This is a genomic window from Bacillus arachidis (genome assembly GCF_030285945.1).
Classification (GTDB): Bacteria; Bacillota; Bacilli; order Bacillales; family Bacillaceae_G; genus Bacillus_A; species Bacillus_A arachidis.
The window spans coordinates 4,517,082-4,538,209 of record NZ_CP127376.1 but is presented as its reverse complement, the minus strand read 5'-3'; the positions used below and the strand labels follow the sequence as shown (position 1 = coordinate 4,538,209).

Genomic DNA, 21,128 nt, shown 5'->3' with positions numbered 1-21,128 from the left:
CATCGAGTCGCTGATATATCATGAGAAACGGCCGATAAAAAAAGCTATCGCACGTGGCGATAGCCTTTTTGGGAGCGATTCTGAAAGAGCCGCTTCCGCTTTTAGTTATATCCAGCTTCAGCGGCTAGAATCTCCGGTCGTTTCGCCCCCTCGGACGAAGCAAAAAGCGCTTCTCTGTTGGGTGCTCCAACGCCCTACGATTCTGAAAGAGCCGCTTCCGCTTTAAAGTTTATTAACGATTTGTAAAGATTTTATCGATTAAGCCGTATTCTAGTGCTCTTTCTGCTGTCATGAAGTTGTCGCGGTCTGTGTCGCGTTGTAGTACTTCTAATGGTTGACCTGTGCGATCAGCAAGAATTTGGTTTAATTTTTCACGTAAGAATAGGATACGTTTTGCAGCGATTTCAATTTCAGTTGCTTGACCTTGTGCGCCGCCAAGTGGTTGGTGAATCATTACTTCACTGTTTGGAAGTGCATAACGTTTACCTTTTTCACCTGCTGCAAGTAGGAAAGCCCCCATAGATGCAGCCATACCGATACAAATTGTTGATACTGGTGGTTTAATGAACTGCATTGTATCGTAAATTGCCATACCCGCTGTGATAGAACCGCCAGGGCTGTTGATGTATAGGTGAATATCTTTGTCTGGGTCTTGAGATTCCAAGAATAAAAGCTGGGAAACGATTGAGTTTGCTACGTTGTCATCAATTGCGCTACCAAGCATAATGATGCGGTCTTTTAATAGTCGAGAGTAAATATCGTAAGCGCGTTCTCCACGATTTGTTTGTTCAATTACTGTAGGAATTAAATTCATCTGTTATTTCCTCCTTTGAAAGCTTTCTTAGTCTTATAATACAATTATGGTCAATAAAGGTCAAACGAAACCACTTTAAATCAAAAAAATATGTAGTTTTATCATCATTTATTCGCTATGTTTTTGTAATTCCCTGCTTATGTATCTTCAACATCATAACCGAATTATATAAATTTAAACCTGATAGAAGATGTAGAAAAAACAAAAGAACGCCTTTTCTATAGAAGCGTTCTCTTATCTGCTATTCTTTTAGGAGATAGGTTACTTTATTTAAAATATTTTCGATTTGTTTTGCGTTTTTACTATACATTTGACTCGCCGCTTTTGATTTTGTTTCTAAAGAGAATAATTCAAGATCAGCATGGCATTTTTTTAAAGATGCGAGCAATAAAGGTTTATTTTGAGGAGAAGGCATTTGAATTTTATCGTTATAGATATCAATGGTAAGTTGTCCGTAAGAATCCACTTGACCGAGAAAGACATTTTCAATTACAACACCGATTTTTTCTAATTCAGCGTGTAACCAAGCGCGATTATGCCCGCTGGCCGACAGGGGTTCATCGAGTACATTGCCATCCATAATAACGGTTTGTGCTTCTTTTTCGTTTGGTACCTTTAATCCGATATCTTTTGCAGTAAGCGGTTGACGATCTTTCTTCAATAACACATTTAATTCACCGCTGGGTTCTAATACGGCAAATTCTACATCAGCAATGTTAAATGCATCTTTTCCTCTAAGAAGCTCGAGTAATTCGTCGCTTGTATATTTTTCTTTTTTTAAATTATCTTCAAGTATTTTTCCATCTTTTACTAAAACGGTAGATTTTCCTTCAAAAAAATCTCTGGCCGCTTTATTTTTTAAGGACAGAATACCTGTGAAAAATGGGACTGCAGCAAAAATGAGTATAGCAAAGACACCATGGAAAAATTTTTGATCTAGCCCTGTAGATACCTGAGCAGCAATATCACCAATTGTCATCCCCGCTATATATTCAAAAAAGGAAAGTTGAGAAATTTGTCTTTTTCCTAACCATTTTGTAATAGCAAATAACATAATTAATATAAATATGGAACGAAGAATGACAAGTGTCCATTCGGGTAGGTGAGACATAGTAATTTCCTCCAGTCTGCTTAAAAACCTTTATATTGAGGTTCTTCACGTTCTAATATTGAAACTCTATTTTTAAGATCAGCGATGACACTGTCCATTTCTAACATACATTCGTAAAAGACTCGCTTTGCTTCTTCATCCGCAGCGTTTTGCGAAAGTGTACTTAGACTTGCTTGGGCACCTTTTAAACTAGCGAGGCATGTCTTAACACTAGCAACAACAGTCATGGGAACACCTCTTATCCTTTTGGTTTGAATAGCAATGCGCCGATAAATCCGAATATAATGGCTGCGGATATACCAGCACTTGTTACTTTAAACATCCCTGTTATAACGCCGACAATACCGTGCTCTGCTGCCTCAGCCATAGCCCCATGAACAAGGGCATTTCCGAAACTTGTAATCGGAACTGTTGCTCCAGCACCTGCAAAATCAATTAATGGTTCATATAAATTAAATCCATCTAATATAGCGCCAATCACAACGAGCGTTGCCATTGTGTGAGCGGGTGTAAGCTTCCCAACATCGAACATAAGTTGTCCGATTACGCAAATGAGTCCACCTATAACAAAAGCCCAGAAAAAAATCATTGTTCCACACCTCCAAACTCAATCGATACAGCATGAGCAATACATGGAATGGTTTCTTCTTGCTGAAATGTAAGAGGAGATAGTAACGCACCTGTTGCAACGACAAGCATCTTTTTGAATTCTCCTTTTTTCATTCGATTTAATAAGTGTCCGTATACGACAGTTGCAGAACAACCTGCACCACTTCCACCTGCTAACACTGGTTGTCCGTCTCTATAAATGAGTAATCCACAATCCTGAAATTGTTTGCTTATGACTTTTGTCCCGTGTTTATGCAGTAAATCATAAGCGATCTCGCGGCCGACGTGCCCAAGGTCACCTGTTACAATTAAATCATAGTGAGATGCATCAATTTGTCGGTCACGTAAATGAGCTTCAATTGTATCTACAGCGGCGGGGGCCATCGCGCCTCCCATGTTAAATGGATCAGTTAACCCCATATCAACAATTCGGCCAATCGTTGCGGATGTTACTTGTGGACCATGTCCTTCACTACTCAAAAGGGCGGCACCAGCGCCTGTTACAGTCCATTGCGCGGTAGGCGGTTTTTGTCCGCCATATTCTGTTGGATAACGGAATTGTTTTTCTACAGCAGTATTATGACTGGATGACCCTGTTAATAAATATTTTGCGCCTTTTGCATTTACAATACTTGCGCCAAGAGCTAAACCTTCCATAGAAGTAGAGCAGGCGCCAAATAATCCAAGATACGGAGTGCCAAGTGTACGACAAGCGAAGCTTGAAGGAGTAATTTGGTTAATTAAGTCTCCTGCGAGTACAAATTGAACATCTTCTTTACGAAGTTTTGCTTTTTCCGTTGCACGACTACAGGCTTCTTCAAATAAAATTTTATGTGCCTTTTCATAAGAATCTTGTCCGAGCCACAAGTCTTCGTGAAGGGTGTCAAAGTCTTCAGGAATCTTTCCTTTTGCTTCAAATGGCCCACCGACTACGCCCGTTGAGATGATAACAGGTTTATTATCGAATACCCATGTTCGGTGTCCTTGTAACATTTACAGCCCTCCCCATTGAACAAGAATAGTTTTAATAAGAGCAATTACAAAAGCAGAAAATACACCAAATAAAATAACGGAACCAGCTAATTTAAACATGTTGCCACCGACTCCAAGAACAAAACCTTCTGTTCGATGCTCGATGCAGGCAGCTATAACGGAATTGCCAAAGCCAGTAACAGGAACTGCTGTCCCAGCCCCGGCAAATTGCCCAAGGCGATCATACACACCAAAACCAGTGAGTAGCATTGAGATGAAAATAAGCGTAGCGACTGTCGGGTTCCCAGCAGATCGCTCGGTAAAATCGAAATACGTGATATAAAAGGTTGAAATAAGTTGACCAATTAAACAAATGAACCCACCGACGAAAAAGGCTTTTATACAATTTTTAAAAACAGGGCGCTTTGGCTCCCGTTGTTGTGCAAACTTTTTATATTCTTGTTGTACAGGTGTTAAATTTTTGTCTTTACTGGACATTTGAACCCTTCCTTTTCCTTTAGAGAACGTACAATTAAGTATCAGATTTCATTTCTGATTGTATGAGTTTCAATTGCTTTTTAATCTGATCCTTGTTTACTTCTTTTTTCTTAATTTTGTTTTCCAGGCTATCTAGCAGCATGAAAATTTTTCGATCTGTACTTACGCGAATATCGAAAGTAGGATACTCATCGCTCAATTGTTTTTTGATTTTGCTACGCAGAGGTTTTAATCGAAATCTTTCATGATGTTCGGGCTTGACTGCTATGTAAAGGTCTAGATTAGAATTGACTGCTGTGGCCTTTAGGATTTCCTCCATAGCGAGTACTTTTTTCTTTGCTTCCTGCGATATAGATTGATTAAAGGATTCCGTACTCATTTTTGTTAACTTGGGTCCTTTTTTTTCCTCTTCTCGTTTTGATTCCTCTTTTTTTACTTTTTTATCTAAGGGGCTATTATCGCAGCCAGTAAATGAAGCGCATAGGAGTACGAATAACGCGGTTATGATTCTAAGTTTTCGCATTACAATCATTCCATTTCTATTGCTTTATGTAATTTGGTGTGAAAAAGGATGATATGGAATCATCCTTTTTCTGTTTTTCAAAAAATGTCTACCATCAAACGGAATAGTATGCTCGCTTATTGTTGTCCGTATTGAGGCTCTTCTTGTTGCACTTCTTCAACACGTGGGTTTAAAGAATCGATAATCGATTGAGTTTGCTGTGCAGCTGTTTGGAAAAGTTGCTTCGCTTGTTGGTTATCTGTATCCAGAGCAAATCCCTCTAAGCTCGCTTGTGCACTTTTTAATCCAGAAACAGTTTGTTTTAATTTTGTAATTACAGTCATTGAATGAAGCCTCCTTTGAAATATGAATTCAAAGATTATAATTTGTGAATAGGAGTGAAAATATAATTTCCAAATTTAGGTTAGTGATTTTGTTTTTGAAGAAATGTGGGGAGAGCTTTTTATGTGATAGTAGTTGCGTACATGGGTATAAGAAGATATAATTACGAGTATATCGTTCATGCGCCCATAGCTCAGTCGGATAGAGCGGTGGTTTCCGGTACCACGTCTGCCGGGGGTTCGAATCCCTCTGGGCGCGTCAAAAAGTCCTAACTTACATTTGTAAGTTAGGACTTTTTATTTTATATATGGTCAAAATCGTTATATATCGGCAATTATCGACTGTTCGAAAATATACAACGTGAATTCCCCCCTTGTTATATCTGGTTATAAGATTTACTATTAGTATGTGGTTATAAAAAGTCGTTATATATATGTATTTAGATTTCCAAGCGTATAAGTCGAAGTTATGAAAACAAAAGGAAATCTCCACTCGTTTTCTCCTTTTGTTCTCATTTTGCATGGGATTAAAAAAGTACTGACCGCTTCTTTTTTGATTGGTCCTCTCTTACGCTCAAAAAAAGAAAGGCTTTATGTCAGTTTATATATTTTTTTATTGTTTTCTTTCAATATTATTCATTTTGCAGTTGTAAGATGTAAACGTCATTAATACATATAAATTAATAATATTTTGGAAAGGGTATCTGCACAGGATTCTCCTTTTAAGAAACTTATTGTACAATAGAAACAAGGGGGAGATTAGATTGAAGGCAAGTCTTTTACAAGAACAAAGCTTACGTTTGGCCATGACACAAGAGTTAAGACAAGCGATTACAATGCTCCAATATAACGTGCAGGAACTATCGGAGTTTTTGTATGAGCAATCGATGGAGAATCCCCTTATTGAGTTAAATGGCTTTGAGAGGGAGAAGAAAAAGAGCTCAAGCAAAAGTAAAAGTACAAGCAAACAAGTCGATAATCAAATGGAAATTTACAGTGTGGATTCGAAAACGATTCAGCAACATTTATTGGATCAAATACAGTATTACAAAATAGATGAGCTGGAGCGGAAAACGGCTTCTTTCATCGTTATGAACATGGATGGAAATGGTTATTTACAAGAAACAAATGAAGAATTAGCAGAGTTACTTGCCGTACCTATTGATATAGTAGAATGTTCTATGGAGCTTGTTCAGTCATTGGAGCCAGCAGGGGTAGGAGCGCGTAATATTCAGGAGTGTCTATCACTTCAATTGAAGCGCTTACAAAAAGGAAATACCCTCTCAAAAATGATTGTGGATGAATATTTCGCGTATTTTATTAAGAAAGACTGGCGAAAGCTTGTTCACATCTTAAAGTGTAGTAATGAGGAATTGCAGTTAGCTGTTGATTGTATTACATCGCTTCAGCCAAAACCAGGGCTTGCATTTTCTTCTGAGAAGCCGCTTTATATTGTTCCTGATATGGCTGTGAAAAAAGAAGGAGATCGTCTCGTTTTACAAATGAATGAACGCAACATGCCGAGAATTGAAATTCATTCAGAGTATAGCGCGCTTCTTCATAATAGTGAGAGCGACGTTGCTTCATATGTATCTGAGAAGTATCAGCATGTGCAGTGGATTATGCGCAGTTTAAAGCAACGGAAACAAACGCTTTTGCAAGTCATGGAGATCATTATGAAGAAACAAAGCGATTTCTTTTGGCGAGGACCAGAGTACTTAAAACCACTCTCCTTAAAAGAAGTAGCTGAAGAACTAAGTGTACATGAATCTACAATTAGTCGTGCTACACGTAATAAATATGTACAAACGCCGCACGGATTGTTTGAAATGAAGTCATTTTTTAGCAATGCAGTGGTGACAACAGAAGATGAGGCTGTTTCTACAAAGCGTGTCAAACAATTGATTCAAATGCTTGTAGAACAAGAAAATAAGAAAAAACCACTTTCAGATCAAAAAATTTCGAAATTGTTAGAAGAAGAGCATGAGATCGTTATTTCTCGTAGAACAGTTGCAAAATATCGAGAGCAAATGAATATTCCCGCTTCTTCTTTACGAAAAACAATTGGATAGGTGAAGAAGATGAAAGTTGTTTTATATACGAAAACGGACTGTGGTCTTTGCGTGAAGGCAAAACAGGTTTTGGAAGAGGTTCAAAAGGTATATTCTTTTGAAATCGAGGAAATAGATATATACGAAGATGATGAGCTTTTAGAAAAGTATCAAATTATGATTCCGGTCGTGGAAATAGACGGAAAACAGGCGGAATATGGTGTCATTCACAAAGATGTCATAATAAACTATATAAAGAATGCAGTTAAGAGTTGAATAAGTTTCTATCTCCTGTTACAATAATACACGTAGCAGGGATTATTTTTTTAAACCTAGTGGGACATAAAATGTCACTACGGGACACAAAATGACCACGAGGGAAAATGAACCGATGCAGTGAGGAGAAAAGATATGCGCTCATGGATTCGAAATACAAAAAAATTATTACCTGATTTGCTACCTGTTATGCAAACGAGAATGCAAATTCTTCAGTACATTCGCCTCATGCAGCCGATTGGAAGAAGAAACTTATCTGCAAGTCTTGGTATGACAGAACGAGTATTGCGAAGTGAAGTGCAAGTTTTGAAAGAACAAAACTTAGTTCACGTCGCATCTTCTGGAATGACTTTAACAGAAGAAGGAACAACTGTGGTTCTTGCTTTGGAAGACTTTATGAAAGAAATTTCCGGGTTAAAGGTTTTAGAAAAACAACTTAAGGAAACATTAGACTTGGATGAAGTTTTCGTTGTCCCTGGTGATAGTGACGATTCACCTTGGGTCAAATTGGAGATGGGCCGTGCTTGTGTTACTTGTATAAAAGACCGTCTGACAGCGAATAATATCGTTGCTGTGGCTGGAGGAACAACGCTAGCTGCCGCCGCGGACATGATGCAACTGGATTGTAAAGACTTACATATGCTATTTGTCCCAGCGCGTGGTGGAATTGGAGAAGGGGTCGAATTAGAGGCCAATACCATTTGTGCGAAAATGGCACAAAATACGATGAGCAATTATCGCTTATTGTATGTTCCAGACCATGTAAGCAGCGAAGCATATGCGTCCATTGTGACAGAGCCTTCCGTGAAAGAAGTTCTTGAGTTGATTCGATCTTCCAATATCGTCATTCATGGAATTGGTGATGCGTTAACAATGGCACGTCGCAGAAATACTTCGGAAGCAGATTGGATGAAAATTAAAGCAAGTGATGCAGTTGGCGAGGCTTTCGGTTATTACTTCAATGAACAAGGTAATGTCGTTCATAAAGTACAAACAGTTGGCATGCAACTGAAAGATTTACAAAACGTATCTCACGTTGTTGCAGTAGCTGGAGGATCTTCAAAAGCAAAAGCAATACAGGCTGTAATTAAACAAGGGCACACTTCGATTCTAATTACAGATGAAGGTGCAGCAAAACAATTAACAAAGGGTATTACCCTTTAATATAATCCCCCAAGGAGGAAATTTAAATGACTAAAATTGGTATTAATGGATTTGGACGTATCGGACGTGTGGTATTCCGCGCAGCTCTTAACAACCCTAACGTGGAAGTAGTAGCAATCAACGACTTAACAGACGCTAAAACTTTAGCTCACCTTTTAAAATATGACTCTGTTCACGGAACAGTAAATGCAGAAGTATCTGCTAACGGTGACAGCATCATCGTTAACGGTAAAGAAATCAAAGTTATCGCTGAGCGTGACCCAGCTCAATTACCATGGAGCGACTACGGTGTAGAAGTAGTAGTAGAATCTACTGGACGTTTCACTAAAAAAGCAGACGCTGAAAAACACTTAGGTGGATCAGTTAAAAAAGTTATCATCTCTGCACCAGCTTCTGACGAAGATATCACAATCGTTATGGGTGTTAACCATGAGCAATATGATGCAGCTAACCATAATGTAATTTCTAACGCTTCTTGTACTACAAACTGCTTAGCTCCATTTGCTAAAGTATTAAACGAAAAATTCGGTGTAAAACGCGGAATGATGACAACAATTCACTCTTACACTAACGACCAACAAATTTTAGACTTACCACATAAAGACTTACGTCGTGCACGTGCAGCAGCAATGAGCATGATTCCAACTACAACTGGTGCAGCTAAAGCAGTAGCATTAGTATTACCAGAACTTAAAGGTAAATTAAACGGTGGCGCAGTACGTGTTCCAACTGCTAACGTTTCTCTTGTTGACTTAGTTGTTGAACTTGAAAAAGAAGTAACAGTTGAAGAAGTAAATGCAGCATTCAAAGCAGCAGCTGAAGGCGAATTAAAAGGTATCCTTGGATACAGCGAAGAGCCATTAGTATCTATTGACTATAACGGATGCACAAGTTCTTCTACAATCGATGCATTATCTACAATGACTATGGAAGGCAACATGCTTAAAGTCCTTTCTTGGTACGACAACGAAACTGGTTACTCTAACCGCGTAGTTGATTTAGTAGATTACATCGCTTCTAAAGGTCTTTAATTTTTGAGTTTATAAGCTATCAATGACAAAACGAGGGAGAGGGTTTGTTCCCTCTCTCTTCTTTCGTTTTAGAAGCAAATGTGATAAGCTTTTGAATGGGTTTTGTCAATCCTAACTAGTCGGAGGGAAATCCAATGAACAAAAAATCAATTCGTGACGTAGATTTAAAGGGTAAACGAGTATTTTGCCGCGTTGACTTCAACGTACCTATGAAAGATGGCAAAGTTACAGACGAGACTCGTATTCGTGCAGCTCTTCCTACAATTCAATATTTAGTAGAGCAAGGTGCGAAAGTGATTTTAGCGAGTCACTTAGGGCGTCCAAAAGGCCAAGTAGTAGAAGAAATGCGTCTTACTCCAGTAGCTGCACGTTTAGGTGAGCTTCTTGGTAAAGAAGTGAAAAAAGCAGACGAAGCATTCGGGCCAGCTGTACAAGAAATGGTTGCAGCAATGAACGAAGGCGACGTATTAGTTCTTGAAAACGTACGTTTCTATGCGGGCGAAGAAAAGAACGATGCAGAACTAGCGAAAGAATTTGCAGCTCTTGCTGATCTTTTCGTTAACGATGCATTCGGTGCAGCTCACCGTGCTCATGCTTCTACAGCAGGTATTGCGGATTACCTACCAGCAGTATCAGGTTTCTTAATGGAAAAAGAGTTAGAAGTATTAGGTAAAGCACTTTCTAACCCAGAACGCCCATTCACAGCAATCATTGGTGGTGCGAAAGTAAAAGATAAAATCGGTGTAATTCGTCATCTATTAGACAAAGTAGATAACTTAATCATCGGTGGTGGCCTTGCTTACACATTCGTAAAAGCATTAGGACATGAAATCGGACAATCTCTATGTGAAAATGACAAAATTGACTTAGCAAAAGAGTTTATGGCACTTGCAAAAGAAAAAGGCGTAAACTTCTACATGCCAGTTGATTGCGTAATTGCAGATGATTTCTCTGAAACTGCAAACGTAAAAATTGTAGATATCGATTCTATTCCTGCTGACTGGGAAGGCGTGGACATCGGACCGAAAACAAGTGAAATTTATGCTGATGTAATTAAAAACTCTAAGCTTGTTGTATGGAACGGACCAATGGGTGTATTTGAAATGACTCCATTTGCAGAAGGTACAAAAGCAGTAGGACAAGCATTAGCAGATGCAGAAGGTACATACTCTGTTATCGGCGGTGGTGACTCTGCAGCAGCTGTTGAAAAATTCGGTATGGCTGATAAAATGAGCCACATTTCTACTGGCGGCGGTGCGTCATTAGAATTTATGGAAGGTAAAGAGCTTCCAGGTGTAGTTTGTCTTAACGACAAATAAGAAGCAGCCAAAGAAAAAGGACGGTGCAAAGCATGCGTAAACCAATTATCGCAGGTAACTGGAAAATGAATAAAACTCTATCTGAAGCAGTTAGCTTCGTAGAGGAAGTAAAGGGTCAAATCCCAGCAGCTTCAGCTGTTGATGCAGTAGTTTGCTCTCCAGCTCTTTTCTTAGAGCGTCTTGTAGCGGCTACGGAAGGAACTGACTTAAAAGTAGGTGCACAAAACATGCACTTCGAAAAAAATGGTGCATTCACTGGCGAAATTAGCCCAGTAGCACTTAGCGACTTAAAAGTGAGCTATGTAGTACTTGGTCACTCTGAGCGTCGTGAAATGTTTGCTGAAACAGACGAAACAGTAAACAAAAAGACTCTTGCAGCATTTGAACATGGTTTAACACCAATCGTTTGCTGTGGTGAAACTTTAGAAGAGCGCGAAAGCGGAAAAACATTTGATCTAGTAGCAGGTCAAGTGACAAAAGCACTTGCAGGTTTAACAGAAGAGCAAGTAAAAGCAACTGTTATCGCTTATGAGCCAATTTGGGCAATCGGTACAGGTAAATCTTCTTCTTCTGCAGATGCAAACGAAGTATGTGCGCACATCCGTAAAGTTGTTGCAGAAGCTGTTTCTCCGGCAGCTGCAGAAGCTGTTCGTATTCAATACGGCGGTAGCGTAAAACCAGAAAACATTAAAGAATACATGGCACAATCTGACATCGACGGCGCTTTAGTTGGCGGTGCTAGCTTAGAGTCTGCTTCCTTCTTAGGTCTTCTGGGGGCGGTAAAATGAGAAAGCCAACAGCTTTAATCATTCTTGACGGTTTCGGACTACGTGAAGAAACTTACGGGAATGCTGTAGCACAAGCTAAGAAACCTAATTTCGATGGTTACTGGAACAAGTTCCCTCACACAACGCTTACAGCATGTGGTGAGGCAGTAGGTCTTCCAGAAGGTCAAATGGGTAACTCTGAGGTTGGTCACTTAAACATTGGTGCTGGCCGCGTAGTATATCAAAGCTTAACACGTGTGAACGTTGCAATTCGTGAAGGTGAGTTCGACAAGAACGAAACTTTCCAAAATGCAATTAAAAGCGTAAAAGAAAAAGGTACAGCTCTTCATTTATTCGGTTTACTTTCTGATGGTGGTGTGCACAGTCACATGAACCATATGTTTGCTCTGCTTCGCTTAGCAGCAAAAGAAGGTGTGGAGAAAGTATACATTCATGCATTCTTAGATGGCCGCGATGTTGGACCACAAACAGCAAAAGGTTATATCGATGCAACAAATGAAGTAATTAAAGAAACAGGAGTAGGACAATTCGCGACTATCTCCGGTCGTTATTACTCCATGGACCGTGACAAGCGTTGGGATCGCGTAGAAAAATGTTACCGTGCTATGGTGTATGGCGAAGGCCCTACTTACAAAAATGCATATGAGTGCGTAGAGGACTCTTATGCAAATGGTATCTATGATGAATTCGTATTGCCGTCTGTAGTTGTGAATGAAGATGAAACGCCAGTTGCAACAATCAATGATGATGATGCAGTTATCTTCTATAACTTCCGTCCAGACCGCGCAATTCAAATTGCACGTGTATTTACAAATGAAGACTTCCGTGAGTTCGATCGTGGTGAAAAAGTACCTCGCATTCCAGAATTCGTTTGTATGACACACTTTAGTGAAACTGTAGATGGTTATGTGGCATTCAAGCCAATGAACCTTGATAACACATTAGGTGAAGTTGTTGCGCAAGCGGGATTAAAGCAACTTCGTATCGCGGAAACTGAAAAGTATCCGCACGTTACATTCTTCTTTAGCGGTGGTCGTGAGGCTGAATTCCCAGGAGAAGAGCGTATCTTAATTAACTCACCGAAGGTTGCAACATATGACTTGAAACCTGAAATGAGCATTTACGAAGTAACCGACGCTTTAGTAAATGAAATCGAAAATGATAAACATGACGTTATCATTCTTAACTTTGCAAACTGTGATATGGTTGGCCATTCTGGGATGATGGAACCAACAATTAAAGCAGTAGAAGCAACTGACGAATGTTTAGGAAAAGTTGTAGAAGCGATTCTTGCAAAAGATGGTGTAGCACTTATTACTGCTGACCATGGTAATGCTGATCAGGAGTTAACTTCTGATGGACAGCCAATGACAGCTCATACAACGAACCCGGTTCCTTTCATCGTTACGAAAAATGATGTTGAATTACGTGAAGGTGGCATCTTAGGAGATATCGCTCCAACAATGCTTACACTTTTAAATGTGGAACAACCGAAAGAAATGACAGGTAAAACAATTATTAAATAATTAAATTGTATATATAAAAGGAGAGAAATTATATGTCAACAATTATTGATGTTTATGCTCGCGAAGTCCTTGACTCTCGTGGTAACCCAACTGTAGAAGTAGAAGTTTACACAGAAAGCGGCGCATTCGGACGCGCTATCGTACCAAGTGGTGCATCTACTGGTGAGCACGAAGCAGTAGAATTACGTGACGGTGACAAATCTCGTTACCTTGGTAAAGGTGTTGTTAACGCAGTAAACAACGTTAACGAAATTATCGCTCCAGAAATCGTTGGTTTCGACGTAACTGACCAAGCTGGTATCGACCGTGCTATGATCGAATTAGATGGCACTCCAAACAAAGGTAAACTAGGCGCTAACGCTATCCTTGGTGTATCTATGGCAGTAGCTCACGCAGCAGCTGACTTCGTAGGTCTTCCATTATACCGTTACCTTGGTGGATTCAATGCAAAACAATTACCAACTCCAATGATGAACATCATCAACGGTGGTTCTCACGCTGATAACAACGTTGACTTCCAAGAGTTCATGATCTTACCAGTTGGTGCTCCAACATTCAAAGAATCAATCCGTATGGGTGCTGAAGTATTCCATGCATTAAAAGCTGTATTACATGACAAAGGTCTTAACACTGCAGTAGGTGACGAAGGTGGATTCGCTCCAAACCTTGGTTCTAACCGTGAAGCATTAGAAGTAATCATCGAAGCTATCGAAAAAGCTGGTTACAAAGCTGGCGAGAACGTATTCTTAGGAATGGACGTTGCTTCTTCTGAGTTCTACAACAAAGAAACTGGTAAATATGACCTTGCAGGCGAAGGCCGTAGCTTAACTTCTGCAGAAATGGTTGATTTCTACGAAGGTCTTTGCAACGACTTCCCAATCATCTCTATCGAAGATGGTTTAGACGAAAACGACTGGGATGGCCACAAGTTATTAACTGACCGTCTTGGCAAAAAAGTTCAATTAGTTGGTGACGATTTATTCGTAACGAACACGCAAAAACTTGCTGAAGGTATCGAAAAAGGTATCTCTAACTCAATCTTAATTAAAGTTAACCAAATCGGTACTTTAACTGAGACTTTCGAAGCAATCGAAATGGCTAAACGTGCTGGTTACACAGCAGTTGTATCTCACCGTTCTGGTGAAACTGAAGATGCTACAATCGCTGACATCGCAGTTGCAACTAACGCTGGCCAAATCAAAACTGGTTCTATGAGCCGTACTGACCGTATTGCTAAGTACAACCAATTATTACGCATCGAAGACGAACTAGGCGAAATCGCTGTTTACGATGGTTTAAAATCTTTCTACAACCTAAAAAAATAATTTAAACGTAATTTTTAATCGTTTAAACTAAATGATAAAAACCTCCTATTTGTGATAGGGGGTTTTTATATGTTTGTAATGCATATGAGTAAATGTTAATAAGAGAATCTAATATAATGAACCTGTGATATAAATAAAAAATATTTAATCGAGAGAGGGAATAGAGTGATGGGAATGTTTAAACTGAGTACAGCAATAGATAGTGAAGAATCTAACGAAATTACAGAATGGTTAGAAAAATATATCTTTCCAATTGATTTTATAGAAGACTGCTACTTTGATGTAAACACTATTTTATATTCAGTCAATCTAGCCAAACATTATACAACATTCTATTCAATTGTCCACAACCCTAAACCGGCGACTTTTTCTCCAGAAGAGCTAAATGCAGCTATATTGGAAGGGTGTAGAAAAACAGGGATAAATGAAGGGTGCTACTATTTTAACGTAAATGTTCACGATAATATTGCAAGGGTAGTAGAAAGTATTGGGACATATAGCTTAAAGAGAGCGGAAAAGAATTATGCACTATTTCCATTGTATTACTTATTAACAGAAAACAGAGCAGTTGAAGGAGGGACAAGTTACACTGGGCTTATTGGAAGAAATAAAGATTGGATGTTAACAATCGAATTTGCAAGCAAGATAAATTTCATAGTGCATGGGAGTAAAGAGTTTTGTGATGTAGTATATCAGGCACTATATAAAATATAAATCAAAACATAAAAAGAACAAGAAGTAATGTCTTCTTGTTCTTTTTATGTTTTGAGAACATCCAATTTGATGGAGATTACTTTCTTAAAATAGCAACTTGTAAAATTCAGAAAATAAAAACTTTGTATTTTAGGTCAATGTTTTTGACGTAAATTTCGCTCGCAAACGCAGTCATATCAAGGGTGTAAGCGTGTAACATATGCCGTTTTTGTTGTCAAGTTGATAAATTGCAGGTTTTTACAATGTATACTATGATAAAGATATAAAACAGAAGATCGTATAAACATGAGGGATGATGAACATGAAATTTACAAAGATTATTGTCCAAGTTGCAGCTCTTTACGTGTTTTACATGATTGGAACATGGGTACAAGAAATGGTAGATATTCCGATTCCAGGAAGTTTGATTGGGATGTTTCTATTACTTATTTTACTCAGCATGAAGGTTCTTCCTGTGAAATGGTTTGATTTAGGAGCAGAAACACTCGTTGCTATTATGCCGTTTTTATTGATTCCGCCAACGATTGGCTTAATGAATTACGGTGCTTTTTTTATGAGTAAAGGAATTTCTCTTTTCATTACGATTGTAGCGAGTACATTTTTAATTATTATTGTCGCAGGACATACAGGACAATATCTTGCGAATAGAAAGGAAAAAGAAACGCGATGAGTCAAATATTAATCGGAATTGGTTGGGTTATTCTTACATTGTTATTATATCAATTATCTAAAAAGATTTATAAAGTATTCCCAACACCATTTACCATTCCAATGCTTGTAGCGACAGCATTAATGATTGTCTTGTTACTTGTGCTGGATATACCATACCAAGCATACATGCAAAGTGGTGGCGGCTGGATTTCGAAACTGCTTGGTCCAGGTGTTGTAGCATTTGCAATTCCACTATATAAACAGCGTCATGTGTTGCAAAAATATGTTGTACCGATTGCGGGTGGTGTATTGGTCGGAACAACAGTTGCGATTGCAAGTGACTTAGTGATTGCAACGCTTATGGGAACAGATAAAAGCTTAATTTTATCTTCTTTACCAAAATCCGTAACAATGCCAGTTGCCATGAGTGTATCTGAGCAAGTTGGCGGCGTTCCATCACTAACAGCAGCGTTCGTTGTTGTAGCAGGGATTACAGGAACAATTACGGGTCCTCTTTTATTGAAATGGAGCCGCGTTACAAATTCTGTTGGTAAAGGAATCGGTTTTGGATGTGCATCACATATTATGGGTGTGATGAGAGCGATGAAAAATAATGAACATGAAGGTGTCATCGGATCGGTAACAATGACATTGACGGCTATTTTAACTTGTTTACTAGGACCGTTATTTGCGGGCTTGCTTATATAATATGGAAAAGTGAGAGTCATCGAACAGCTCTCGCTTTTCTATTAGATTTGTGCTACAGTTAAATTAACTGAATCTTTGTAGGAGGTACGCCGAGTGCATACGTTATTATCAGTTTTACTTATTATTGTATCGATTTTAATGATTGTTTTAGTAATTATGCAGTCTAGTAATAGTTCAGGCCTTTCAGGTGCAATTTCAGGCGGTGCAGAGCAATTATTTGGTAAACAAAAAGCACGTGGAATTGAAGCGATATTAAACCGCATTACAGTTGTTGTAGCTGTACTATTTTTCGCACTAACAATTGGAGTTACTTACTTAAGCATATAAGTAAAGGCCTTGCGTTTTACAGATATGGAAAGAGAAGAAGCGTTTGCACATTCGTGTGAATGGTTCTTCTTTTTTATTATCGAGAAAAAGTTTCTAATTAGATTATGGAAATGGAACTATGGTAAACTAAGGATAGAAACAATACGACTAGATTACAGAAGAGAAAGAGGAGAAGAAGATGATGAAATTAGCATCTCCGAAACCATTTACATTTGAGGGTGGGGACCGTGCTGTTTTATTACTACATGGATTCACGGGAAATTCAGCTGATGTACGTATGCTCGGGCGTTTTTTAGAGAAAAAAGGCTATACTTGCCACGCCCCAATTTATAAAGGTCATGGTGTACCACCAGAGCAGCTTGTTCACACAGGCCCTGAAGATTGGTGGAAAGATGTTATGGCTGCTTATCAACATTTGAAAGATCTAGGATATGAGAAAATAGCGGCTGTTGGATTATCGCTTGGTGGTGTATTCTCATTAAAACTTGCTTATACATTACCGATTTTAGGGGCTGTTCCAATGTGTGCGCCAATGTACATTAAGAGCGAAGAAATTATGTACCAGGGGATATTGGCATATGCACGTGAATATAAAAAGCGTGAGCAGAAGTCACCAGAACGAATTGCAGAAGAAATGATGGAATTTAAAAAGACACCAATGAATACATTAAAAGCACTGCAAGACTTAATTCGTGACGTACGCAATAATGTCGATATGATTTATGCTCCAACATTTGTTGTACAAGCACGCCATGATGAAATGATTAATACAGACAGTGCAAACATTATCTATAACGGTGTAGAATCCACGTTAAAAGAAATTAAGTGGTATGAAGACTCTACTCATGTTATTACGCTTGATAAACAGCGTGATGAGCTACACGAAGATGTATATAACTTCTTGGAGCAACTAGATTGGTGAAATCTGGTTGCCTCTTTTTTTCATGAGGTATGAAAACCATTCTTTTTAGGGTGGGAGAGGACCAGGTGATGGATAAGTGGTCAGCGCTTTTTTTCGCACCGTGCCGCGTGAAAATAGAAGGAGAAAACGAGTGGGAATCTTCTTTTATGTTCATAGCCGGAACTTAGGTTCAAATAAATCGAAGTTGATATAGAAAGAAAGGTTTAAGATGAGGATTCCGCAGCAGAATAAATGATGAAAAACGAGTGTTTATAGAAGTTTCACTTTATACATCCATCATCTTTCGGATACACTAGATAATATGAGGGTTTAAAGGAGGTATTTGTGCTTGGAAGAGATTATTCAAGAACATATTGATAAGTTGTTGTTATTTATGAAAGAAGAAGCGTATAAACCGCTAACGATACAAGAATTAGAAGAGGCATTTGGTATTGTAGATTCCGCTGGCTTTAAAGATTTTGTAAAAGCCCTAGTTATGATGGAAGAGAAGGGACTTGTTGTTCGTACACGTAGCAATCGCTACGGCCTTCCAGAAAAGATGAACTTAGTACGCGGTAAATTAATTGGACATGCACGTGGTTTTGCTTTTGTTGTCCCAGAAGAGAAGAAAACAGGGGACGATGATATTTTTATTCCGCCTACAGAATTAAATGGTGCACTTCATGGCGATACAGTATTAGCACGTATTAGTTCACAATCTAGTGGATCACGCCAAGAAGGTACAATCATTCGTATTGTAGAGCGCGGTACGAAGGAGTTAGTTGGTACATATACAGAGTCAAAAAATTTCGGATTTGTTCTTCCAGATAATAAACGTTGGACAAGTGATATTTTTATTCCGAAAAGTGCATCTATGGGTGCGGTAGAAGGGCATAAAGTTGTTGTGAAAATTACAAGCTATCCGCAGGATCGTTTAAGTGCGGAAGGTGAAGTGATTCAAATTCTTGGTCATAAAAATGACCCAGGGGTAGATATCTTATCTGTTATTCATAAACATCACTTGCCACTCGCATTCCCAGAAGATGTAATGGAACATGCGAACAGTGTACCAGAAACAATTTCAGAAGAAGATTTAAAAGATCGCCGTGACCTTCGTGATCAAATGATCGTTACAATTGACGGCGCAGATGCAAAAGATTTAGATGATGCTGTTACAGTAACAAAACTTGAGAACGGTAATTATAAACTTGGCGTTCACATCGCGGATGTAAGTCATTATGTCCATGAAGGATCTCCGATTGATGTGGAAGCAGCAGAAAGAGCAACAAGTGTGTATCTTGTTGACCGTGTAATTCCGATGATTCCGCATCGTTTATCAAACGGAATTTGTTCATTAAATCCGAAAGTGGATCGTCTTACACTATCTTGTGAAATGGAAATTAACAATCTTGGTGATGTTGTTAGCCATGAAATTTTCCAAAGTGTTATTAAAACAACAGAACGTATGACGTACGCTGATGTAAGAAGTATTTTAGAAGATGAAGACGAAGCGTTAATTGAGCGCTATGAACCGTTAGTACCAATGTTCAAAGAAATGGGGCAGTTAGCACAAATCTTACGTGAAAAACGTATGAGACGCGGTGCAATTGACTTTGATTTTAAAGAAGCAAAAGTATTAGTAGATGAAGAAGGCAAACCAACAGATGTTGTTATGCGAGACCGTTCTGTATCAGAAAAGTTAATTGAAGAGTTCATGCTTGTAGCGAACGAAACTGTGGCCGAGCATTTCCACTGGATGAACGTACCGTTTATGTACCGTGTCCATGAAGATCCGAAAGAAGACAAATTAGAGCGTTTCTTCGAGTTTGTCACAAACTTCGGTTATGCGGTAAAAGGACGTGCGAATGAAATACATCCTCGTGCCCTGCAACAAATTCTTGAAATGGTACAAGGCCAACCTGAAGAAGTGGTTATTTCAACAGTTATGCTTCGTTCAATGAAACAAGCTCGTTACGATGCAGATAGCCTAGGACACTTCGGATTATCAACGGAATTCTATACGCATTTCACATCACCAATTCGTCGTTATCCAGATACGATTGTGCATCGATTAATTCGCGAATACATTATTAACGGTAAAATCGATAATGAAACACAAGCAAAATGGCGTGAAAAGTTACCGGATATTGCAGAGCATTCTTCTAATATGGAACGTCGTGCTGTTGAAGCGGAACGTGAGACAGATGAATTGAAAAAAGCTGAGTATATGCTTGATAAGATCGGTGAAGAGTACGATGGTATGATTAGCTCTGTAACCAACTTTGGTTTATTCGTAGAGCTTCCAAATACAATTGAGGGTCTTGTTCACGTTAGTTATTTAACAGATGATTACTATCGTTATGATGAGCAGCACTTTGCAATGATTGGAGAACGTACAGGTAATGTCTTCCGCATCGGTGATGAAATTACAATTCGCGTTATTAACGTAAACAAAGATGAGCGCGCCATTGATTTTGAAATCGTCGGTATGAAAGGAACGCCAAGACGTAAATTCAAAGATCGTCCAGTTGTGATTGAGCAGCCAAAAGGCGGTAGAAAGAGACGTAATGGTCGCGGTAGCGAAGAACGTGGTAATGGTCGCAAAAATGAACGCGGCAGCCGCGGAAAAGGAGCTTCTGGTCGTCCGGGGAAAAAGGATGGTAACGGTAAAAAGAAAAAGCCATTCTTTGAAAATGTCCCAGGATTTAAGAAGAAAAAGAAAAAGCGTAAGTAAGAAAGGGGTGGCTTCGCTTGGCACATAAGCGAAGCCACTTCCGCTTTTTAATAATCCAGCTCCAGTGGCTAGAATGTTCGGCCGCTTCGTTTCTTCCACACATTCTGAGCGAGCCACTTCCATCTTTTAATAACTTTTGTTAAAATAGTACAAATAGAGGAGGGACGTTAGATGCCAAAAGGTAGCGGTAAAGTTATTGCACAAAATAAAAAAGCATTTCATGATTATTTCATCGATGAAACATACGAAGCAGGGCTTGTCCTTCAAGGAACGGAAATTAAGTCTATTCGCGCTGGACGTGTTAACTTAAAAGATGCTTTCGCACGTGTACATAATGGTGAAGTTTGGGTACATAATATGCATATTAGTCCGTATGAACAAGGGAATCGTTTCAATCATGATCCGCTTCGCACAAGAAAATTACTTCTTCATAAGAAAGAAATCCAAAAGCTAATCGGTTATTCAAAAGAAACAGGTTATACGCTTGTTCCAGTTAAAATTTATTTGAAAAATGGATTTGCAAAAATGGCACTTGGTTTAGCAAGAGGTAAGAAACAATATGATAAGCGTCATGATTTAAAAGAGAAAGAAGCAAAACGCGAAATCGCACGAGCATTCCGTGATCGTCAAAAGATGTAATACAGAAATTTACATTTGTAAAATGTCGAACGTATGATATAATGAGTCATGTAAGGCCAGTGAACATTGAAAAACAGCTCATTAAGTAGCTATCACGAATATACTTCGTATGCTCCATTTCTTATAT

Annotated in this window: 23 protein-coding genes and 1 tRNA gene; 16 read left to right on the top strand and 8 right to left on the bottom strand. The window is 38.8% G+C overall.

Translation table 11 applies throughout. The features are described from left to right. Nucleotides 1-232 precede the first annotated feature (232 nt). The 8 genes from clpP to QRY57_RS25115 all read right to left on the bottom strand — a co-directional run bounded on the left by clpP (nt 233) and on the right by QRY57_RS25115 (nt 4,850). The gene (gene clpP / locus QRY57_RS25150; RefSeq protein WP_026594081.1) at nt 233-814 is read right to left on the bottom strand and encodes an ATP-dependent Clp endopeptidase proteolytic subunit ClpP; all 582 of its coding nucleotides are present in this window, start codon (nt 812-814) and stop codon (nt 233-235) included. A 241-nt stretch (nt 815-1,055) separates the two neighbouring features. Then, entirely contained in the window at nt 1,056-1,925 is an 870-nt protein-coding gene (locus tag QRY57_RS25145) for a DUF421 domain-containing protein (RefSeq protein ID WP_286016394.1), read from the bottom strand. 20 nt (nt 1,926-1,945) lie between these two features. After that, entirely contained in the window at nt 1,946-2,152 is a 207-nt protein-coding gene (locus QRY57_RS25140) for a DUF1657 domain-containing protein (RefSeq protein WP_286016393.1), read from the bottom strand. Nucleotides 2,153-2,163: 11 nt separating this feature from the next. After that, nucleotides 2,164-2,514: a stage V sporulation protein AE gene (gene spoVAE / locus QRY57_RS25135; protein WP_026594084.1), complete on the bottom strand. Its 351-nt coding sequence runs from the start codon at nt 2,512-2,514 to the stop codon at nt 2,164-2,166. Further along, entirely contained in the window at nt 2,511-3,527 is a 1,017-nt protein-coding gene (gene spoVAD / locus QRY57_RS25130) for a stage V sporulation protein AD (RefSeq protein ID WP_026594085.1), read from the bottom strand. Before spoVAD ends, spoVAE begins: the two co-directional genes overlap by 4 nt. Further along, nucleotides 3,528-4,004: a stage V sporulation protein AC gene (gene spoVAC / locus QRY57_RS25125; protein ID WP_026594086.1), complete on the bottom strand. Its 477-nt coding sequence runs from the start codon at nt 4,002-4,004 to the stop codon at nt 3,528-3,530. A 34-nt stretch (nt 4,005-4,038) separates the two neighbouring features. Next, nucleotides 4,039-4,527: a YhcN/YlaJ family sporulation lipoprotein gene (locus QRY57_RS25120; protein ID WP_026594087.1), complete on the bottom strand. Its 489-nt coding sequence runs from the start codon at nt 4,525-4,527 to the stop codon at nt 4,039-4,041. Nucleotides 4,528-4,643: 116 nt separating this feature from the next. Continuing rightward, nucleotides 4,644-4,850 carry a DUF1657 domain-containing protein gene (locus QRY57_RS25115; protein ID WP_000216162.1) on the bottom strand — a complete coding sequence of 69 codons (207 nt, stop codon included), beginning with the start codon at nt 4,848-4,850 and terminating at the stop codon, nt 4,644-4,646. A gap of 180 nt (nt 4,851-5,030) precedes the next feature. On the opposite strand from QRY57_RS25115, the gene QRY57_RS25110 reads away from it, so the two are divergent. The 16 genes from QRY57_RS25110 (at nt 5,031) to smpB (ending at nt 21,001) form a co-directional block, all read left to right on the top strand. Continuing rightward, nucleotides 5,031-5,106: transfer RNA gene (locus QRY57_RS25110), tRNA-Arg, on the top strand. 505 nt (nt 5,107-5,611) lie between these two features. Further along, nucleotides 5,612-6,919 (top strand): RNA polymerase factor sigma-54, encoded by a 1,308-nt coding sequence (gene rpoN / locus QRY57_RS25105; RefSeq protein ID WP_286016392.1) that lies wholly within the window; start codon nt 5,612-5,614, stop codon nt 6,917-6,919. 9 nt (nt 6,920-6,928) lie between these two features. Next, nucleotides 6,929-7,174 (top strand): glutaredoxin family protein, encoded by a 246-nt coding sequence (locus QRY57_RS25100; RefSeq protein WP_286016391.1) that lies wholly within the window; start codon nt 6,929-6,931, stop codon nt 7,172-7,174. A gap of 135 nt (nt 7,175-7,309) precedes the next feature. Beyond that, nucleotides 7,310-8,338 carry a gapA transcriptional regulator CggR gene (gene cggR, locus QRY57_RS25095; RefSeq protein WP_026594090.1) on the top strand — a complete coding sequence of 343 codons (1,029 nt, stop codon included), beginning with the start codon at nt 7,310-7,312 and terminating at the stop codon, nt 8,336-8,338. A 26-nt stretch (nt 8,339-8,364) separates the two neighbouring features. Next, nucleotides 8,365-9,369, top strand: coding sequence for a type I glyceraldehyde-3-phosphate dehydrogenase (gap, locus tag QRY57_RS25090; protein WP_020061700.1), 1,005 nt, complete (start codon nt 8,365-8,367; stop codon nt 9,367-9,369). A gap of 134 nt (nt 9,370-9,503) precedes the next feature. Beyond that, nucleotides 9,504-10,688, top strand: a complete 1,185-nt coding sequence (locus tag QRY57_RS25085) for a phosphoglycerate kinase (protein ID WP_026594091.1) — start codon at nt 9,504-9,506, stop codon at nt 10,686-10,688. 32 nt (nt 10,689-10,720) lie between these two features. After that, a complete protein-coding gene (gene tpiA, locus QRY57_RS25080) occupies nt 10,721-11,476 on the top strand; it encodes a triose-phosphate isomerase (protein ID WP_286016390.1) in 756 nt (251 codons plus the stop codon). Continuing rightward, a complete protein-coding gene (gpmI, locus tag QRY57_RS25075; protein ID WP_090693710.1) occupies nt 11,473-13,002 on the top strand; it encodes a 2,3-bisphosphoglycerate-independent phosphoglycerate mutase in 1,530 nt (509 codons plus the stop codon). The genes tpiA and gpmI overlap by 4 nt, the downstream gene beginning before the upstream one ends. A gap of 32 nt (nt 13,003-13,034) precedes the next feature. Then, the gene (gene eno, locus QRY57_RS25070) at nt 13,035-14,327 is read left to right on the top strand and encodes a phosphopyruvate hydratase (protein WP_026594093.1); all 1,293 of its coding nucleotides are present in this window, start codon (nt 13,035-13,037) and stop codon (nt 14,325-14,327) included. A gap of 168 nt (nt 14,328-14,495) precedes the next feature. Next, the gene (locus tag QRY57_RS25065; RefSeq protein WP_286016389.1) at nt 14,496-15,041 is read left to right on the top strand and encodes a hypothetical protein; all 546 of its coding nucleotides are present in this window, start codon (nt 14,496-14,498) and stop codon (nt 15,039-15,041) included. A gap of 301 nt (nt 15,042-15,342) precedes the next feature. Then, nucleotides 15,343-15,711: a CidA/LrgA family holin-like protein gene (locus QRY57_RS25060; protein ID WP_208016507.1), complete on the top strand. Its 369-nt coding sequence runs from the start codon at nt 15,343-15,345 to the stop codon at nt 15,709-15,711. Continuing rightward, nucleotides 15,708-16,400, top strand: a complete 693-nt coding sequence (locus tag QRY57_RS25055) for an LrgB family protein (protein ID WP_208016506.1) — start codon at nt 15,708-15,710, stop codon at nt 16,398-16,400. Before QRY57_RS25060 ends, QRY57_RS25055 begins: the two co-directional genes overlap by 4 nt. Before the next feature lie 93 nt (nt 16,401-16,493). Then, nucleotides 16,494-16,727, top strand: a complete 234-nt coding sequence (gene secG / locus QRY57_RS25050; RefSeq protein WP_026594097.1) for a preprotein translocase subunit SecG — start codon at nt 16,494-16,496, stop codon at nt 16,725-16,727. A gap of 181 nt (nt 16,728-16,908) precedes the next feature. Beyond that, the gene (locus tag QRY57_RS25045; protein ID WP_139265596.1) at nt 16,909-17,649 is read left to right on the top strand and encodes an alpha/beta hydrolase; all 741 of its coding nucleotides are present in this window, start codon (nt 16,909-16,911) and stop codon (nt 17,647-17,649) included. A 328-nt stretch (nt 17,650-17,977) separates the two neighbouring features. Continuing rightward, on the top strand, nt 17,978-20,362 hold the full coding sequence (rnr, locus tag QRY57_RS25040) for a ribonuclease R (RefSeq protein ID WP_286016388.1): 2,385 nt from the start codon (nt 17,978-17,980) through the stop codon (nt 20,360-20,362). A gap of 171 nt (nt 20,363-20,533) precedes the next feature. Continuing rightward, nucleotides 20,534-21,001, top strand: coding sequence for an SsrA-binding protein (smpB, locus tag QRY57_RS25035; RefSeq protein ID WP_017153345.1), 468 nt, complete (start codon nt 20,534-20,536; stop codon nt 20,999-21,001). Nucleotides 21,002-21,128: the final 127 nt, after the last annotated feature.

Excerpts from the sequence above, each read along its gene's own strand:
- clpP (WP_026594081.1), bottom strand. The coding sequence starts at position 814 with ATGAATTTAATTCCTACAGTAATTGAACAAACAAATCGTGGAGAACGC.
- QRY57_RS25145 (WP_286016394.1), bottom strand. The coding sequence starts at position 1,925 with ATGTCTCACCTACCCGAATGGACACTTGTCATTCTTCGTTCCATATTT.
- QRY57_RS25140 (WP_286016393.1), bottom strand. The coding sequence starts at position 2,152 with ATGACTGTTGTTGCTAGTGTTAAGACATGCCTCGCTAGTTTAAAAGGT.
- spoVAE (WP_026594084.1), bottom strand. The coding sequence starts at position 2,514 with ATGATTTTTTTCTGGGCTTTTGTTATAGGTGGACTCATTTGCGTAATC.
- spoVAD (WP_026594085.1), bottom strand. The coding sequence starts at position 3,527 with ATGTTACAAGGACACCGAACATGGGTATTCGATAATAAACCTGTTATC.
- spoVAC (WP_026594086.1), bottom strand. The coding sequence starts at position 4,004 with ATGTCCAGTAAAGACAAAAATTTAACACCTGTACAACAAGAATATAAA.
- QRY57_RS25120 (WP_026594087.1), bottom strand. The coding sequence starts at position 4,527 with ATGCGAAAACTTAGAATCATAACCGCGTTATTCGTACTCCTATGCGCT.
- QRY57_RS25115 (WP_000216162.1), bottom strand. The coding sequence starts at position 4,850 with ATGACTGTAATTACAAAATTAAAACAAACTGTTTCTGGATTAAAAAGT.
- QRY57_RS25100 (WP_286016391.1), top strand. The coding sequence starts at position 6,929 with ATGAAAGTTGTTTTATATACGAAAACGGACTGTGGTCTTTGCGTGAAG.
- cggR (WP_026594090.1), top strand. The coding sequence starts at position 7,310 with ATGCGCTCATGGATTCGAAATACAAAAAAATTATTACCTGATTTGCTA.
- gap (WP_020061700.1), top strand. The coding sequence starts at position 8,365 with ATGACTAAAATTGGTATTAATGGATTTGGACGTATCGGACGTGTGGTA.
- QRY57_RS25085 (WP_026594091.1), top strand. The coding sequence starts at position 9,504 with ATGAACAAAAAATCAATTCGTGACGTAGATTTAAAGGGTAAACGAGTA.
- tpiA (WP_286016390.1), top strand. The coding sequence starts at position 10,721 with ATGCGTAAACCAATTATCGCAGGTAACTGGAAAATGAATAAAACTCTA.
- gpmI (WP_090693710.1), top strand. The coding sequence starts at position 11,473 with ATGAGAAAGCCAACAGCTTTAATCATTCTTGACGGTTTCGGACTACGT.
- eno (WP_026594093.1), top strand. The coding sequence starts at position 13,035 with ATGTCAACAATTATTGATGTTTATGCTCGCGAAGTCCTTGACTCTCGT.
- QRY57_RS25065 (WP_286016389.1), top strand. The coding sequence starts at position 14,496 with ATGGGAATGTTTAAACTGAGTACAGCAATAGATAGTGAAGAATCTAAC.
- QRY57_RS25060 (WP_208016507.1), top strand. The coding sequence starts at position 15,343 with ATGAAATTTACAAAGATTATTGTCCAAGTTGCAGCTCTTTACGTGTTT.
- QRY57_RS25055 (WP_208016506.1), top strand. The coding sequence starts at position 15,708 with ATGAGTCAAATATTAATCGGAATTGGTTGGGTTATTCTTACATTGTTA.
- QRY57_RS25045 (WP_139265596.1), top strand. The coding sequence starts at position 16,909 with ATGAAATTAGCATCTCCGAAACCATTTACATTTGAGGGTGGGGACCGT.
- smpB (WP_017153345.1), top strand. The coding sequence starts at position 20,534 with ATGCCAAAAGGTAGCGGTAAAGTTATTGCACAAAATAAAAAAGCATTT.